General features: G+C 46.9%; 4 protein-coding genes. All 4 read right to left on the bottom strand.

Translation table 11 applies throughout. The features are described from left to right. On the bottom strand, positions 1–550 hold a 550-nt coding region (locus ERD80_RS19585; RefSeq protein WP_136548188.1), incomplete at its 3' end, for a hypothetical protein. After that, positions 547–1,674, bottom strand: a complete 1,128-nt coding sequence (locus ERD80_RS19590; protein WP_136548190.1) for a DegT/DnrJ/EryC1/StrS family aminotransferase — start codon at positions 1,672–1,674, stop codon at positions 547–549. The genes ERD80_RS19590 and ERD80_RS19585, both read right to left, overlap by 4 nt. 171 nt (positions 1,675–1,845) lie before the next feature. Continuing rightward, positions 1,846–2,781 (bottom strand): flagellin, encoded by a 936-nt coding sequence (locus tag ERD80_RS19595; RefSeq protein ID WP_125310805.1) that lies wholly within the window; start codon positions 2,779–2,781, stop codon positions 1,846–1,848. 201 nt (positions 2,782–2,982) lie between these two features. After that, a partial coding sequence (locus ERD80_RS19600) for a flagellin (RefSeq protein ID WP_136548191.1) occupies positions 2,983–3,852 on the bottom strand: 870 nt, incomplete at its 5' end.

A 3,852-nucleotide genomic window follows, 5' to 3' on the forward strand; every position in this document is an offset into this window, starting at 1 on the left:
GATGTTTACTAAGGCCATAATTATCTAAAATTAATTCCGGATACAATTTTTCACCAGATTGCTGGGAAAATTCCCGTAGCGGCTTGGCAACGAATGGGATATCCAACTCGCAGGGATCATTAATCTGTTTTGGAGCTTCCAGTCCAAAACTCTCCAGCAGAGCGATAAAAGACGACTTGTTAGAAATTAACATATAAGTCTCCTCATCGCATAGATCACTATGAAGTCCTGTAGTGATAAACCGTTGACGAAAATTCAAATAAATACGATTAATTGACTCAGCCGTCGGCAACAACATTAATTTATCAGTTGGAAATTTCTTTGTTATTTCTTTTACGCAATGTAGCATATCCTCTATATCTAATTCATCTTGCTTTCTGATTGCATGGATATATCGACGATAACTTGTGCTGGTCACTTTATCGCCAGCGGGACGTGAAATTATGGAGAATCTAATTTTATTACTTATAAAATAGCGGCAAGAGGCAATTATAGCCCTCTCATTAGCGCCGCTAAAAATAACATATCTTGTGTAGTTTTTGGTCGTCATGCTGCTTTAACCTGACCAGCAGCCAGAATTACCTGAATAATGTCATCCTGCTCTTGCTCACTCAATGTTGGATAGATCGGCAGACAGAGCACCTTTCTTGAAATAGCCATGGCATTAGGCAAGTTTTCCACAGCTGAGGAGCTATAATTCTTATACATTGGAAATTCTGAAATTAACGGGTAGAAATACCGACGTACATATATTCCCTGTTTTTTAAATTGTTGATATAACTCATCCCTTGTCATTGGGAAAAGAGTATCGTCAATAAAAATTGCGCAATATGCATAATTCCATTCAAGGTTTTCGGATAGATGGCTAAAAGAGACGCCTTGAATGCCTGATAGTGCATTAACATATTTTTGAAATATTTCAGCCCGACACTGAAAAGCATTATCCACATGTTTCAGCTGCAATAATCCAAATGCAGCCTGTACCTCGTTCATTTTACCATTGATTCCTGCAGCGACAACTGTCGTCTCATCTGCGAATCCAAAGTTCTTGAGGTAATCAATACGACGTTTTATTTTTTCATTTGGACAAATAATCGCCCCACCTTCAAATGTATTAAATACTTTTGTAGCATGAAAGCTTAAAATGGACAGATCACCATGCAGTAATACACTTTCATTTTCTCGTTTCACGGCGAAAGCATGTGCAGCATCGTAAATTACCTTCAGACCATACTTATCGGCGATTTCCTGGATGGCATCAACATCACAGGGTATGCCATAGCAATGAACTGGCATGATTGCTGTAGTTTGAGGCGTAATCGCTGCTTCAATTTTAGCAGGATCAAGATTGCAGCTGATCGGATCAATATCTACAAATACCGGCTTAATATCGTTCCATAATAAAGAATGCGATGTCGCCACAAAGGAGTACGGGGTTGTGATGACTTCGCCGGTGATACGCAATGCCTGTAATGCTGTCACAAGAGCAAGCGTTCCGTTAGCAAACAAGCTCAGGTGCTGCACGCCGAGATAATCAGCCAGTGCCTGCTCAAGTTGTTGATGAAAAGGGCCACCATTGGTAAGTCGTTTGCTCTGCCAGATATCTTCCAGATAGGGGATAAACTCATCAAGCGGTGGCAATAGTGGACTGGTCACCATTAGATTGTTATTCATACCCTCTCCTGCATAACGTTCATTGAATAGACAAAACCATATCGGTTAAGTCTACTCAGGAGTTTCGTATGCAATCGCAGTATAAGCGCTATAAAACCTTCTCATTCCCGGTTATTACTATTTGTAAAAAAAAGCCCTGCCAATGGCAGGGCTTTGAAATAAGCGGCAATATTAACGCAGCAGAGACAGCATGGTCTGTGGCACCTGGTTGGCCTGCGCCAGTACCGAAGAACCTGCCTGCTGCAGGATCTGCGCGCGCGACATGTTTGATACTTCTGTCGCGTAATCAGAATCCTGAATACGGCTGCGCGCAGCTGACAGGTTGTTAACGGTATTGTTCAGGTTGGTGATGGTTGACTCGAAGCGGTTCTGTGAGGCACCCAGCAGGCTGCGCTGTGCGTCTACTGATTTGATCGCGTCATCGATATCGGCCAGTGGCGTCGAGCCAGCTGCTGTACCCGATGCACCGCCGGTAACCTTGCCCTTGAGAACATCAAAACCGACAGCTTCTGTAGCACGTGCAGTTCCATTGACAGTGTCACCCGTACCCATGCTACGGGTATTCAGTGCAGTACCGCCAGTGACTCCAGTCTTAGCGAGGTTGAACTTGTCGCTTGAGCTGATCGTAATGGAGATGGTCTCGGCGTCTTTTGAACCCACCTGGAAGCTATAATCTTTGGTGCCAGAACCGGTGTTCAGCACTTTGATGCCGTTGAAGTCGGTCTGCGACGTTACGCGGTTGATCTCTTCCATACGCTGGTTAACTTCAGCCTGGATGGAGTCGATGTCTGAGGCAGAGTTCGAGCTGTTCTGCGCCTGTACGGTCAGGTCACGCACACGCTGCAGGTTGTTGTTGATCTCGGACAGCGCGCCTTCAGCGGTCTGTGCCAGAGAGATACCGTCGTTGGCGTTACGGGCAGCAACGGTCAGGCCGTTGATGTTAGAGGTGAAGCGGTTAGCAATCGCCTGACCTGCAGCATCATCTTTAGCGCTGTTGATGCGCAGGCCGGAAGACAGGCGCTCAATCGCCGTGCCCAGGGAAGACTGAGATTTGTTCAGGTTGTTCTGGGTGACCAGTGACAAGGTGTTAGTATTAATTACTGCCATAATATTTTTCCTTCAACAGATAGTGGATGCAGGCTCGATCAAGCCTGAGGCAATCACGCCGTCGTGAAAATTTATCGGCAGGAGGCGAACAACCTTTAATGATGATTTTATTAAAATTACGACTGAATTTTTGAATGCTGGCAAAGTAAACACTTTGAAAAAAAAAGCTCCCAATTGGGAGCTTTTTGACTGTACGCGTAATTAACGTAACAGAGACAGCATGGTTTGTGGTACCTGGTTGGCCTGCGCCAGCACAGAAGAACCTGCCTGCTGCAGGATCTGCGCGCGCGACATGTTCGACACTTCTGTCGCGTAGTCAGAATCCTGAATACGGCTGCGCGCAGCTGACAGGTTGTTCACGGTATTGTTCAGGTTGGTGATGGTCGACTCAAAGCGGTTCTGTGAGGCACCCAGCAGGCTGCGCTGCGAGTCAACAGATTTGATCGCTGCATCGATGTCTGCCAGTGGCGTGGTACCAGAAGCGGCGCCAGATGCACCACCGGTCACTTTACCTTTCAGTACGTCAAAACCAATTGCAGCAGTTGTACGTGCAGAACCATTGACTAAATCTGTTCCGGAAGCCATGGCGCGGGTGTTAAGAGCAGTGCCCGTACCGGTGCCCGCTTTCGCCAGGTTATAACCATCACTGGAACTAATGGTGATAGCGATGGTTTCAGCATCTTTAGAGCCAACCTGGAAACTGTAATCTTTGGAACCAGAACCGGTGTTCAGTACTTTGATACCGTTGAAGTCAGTTTGCGCAGTGACGCGGTTGATCTCTTCCATACGCTGGTTAACTTCAGCCTGGATGGAGTCGATGTCTGAAGCCGAGTTGGAGCTGTTCTGCGCCTGCACGGTCAGGTCACGCACACGCTGCAGGTTGTTGTTGATCTCGGACAACGCGCCTTCAGCGGTCTGTGCCAGAGAGATACCGTCGTTGGCGTTACGGGCAGCAACAGTCAGGCCGTTGATGTTAGAGGTGAAGCGGTTAGCAATCGCCTGACCTGCAGCATCATCTTTAGCGCTGTTGATGCGCAGGCCGGAAGACAGGCGCTCAATCGCCGTGCCCAG

Source organism: Pantoea sp. R102 (assembly GCF_004916815.1).
Lineage (GTDB): Bacteria > Pseudomonadota > Gammaproteobacteria > Enterobacterales > Enterobacteriaceae > Pantoea > Pantoea dispersa.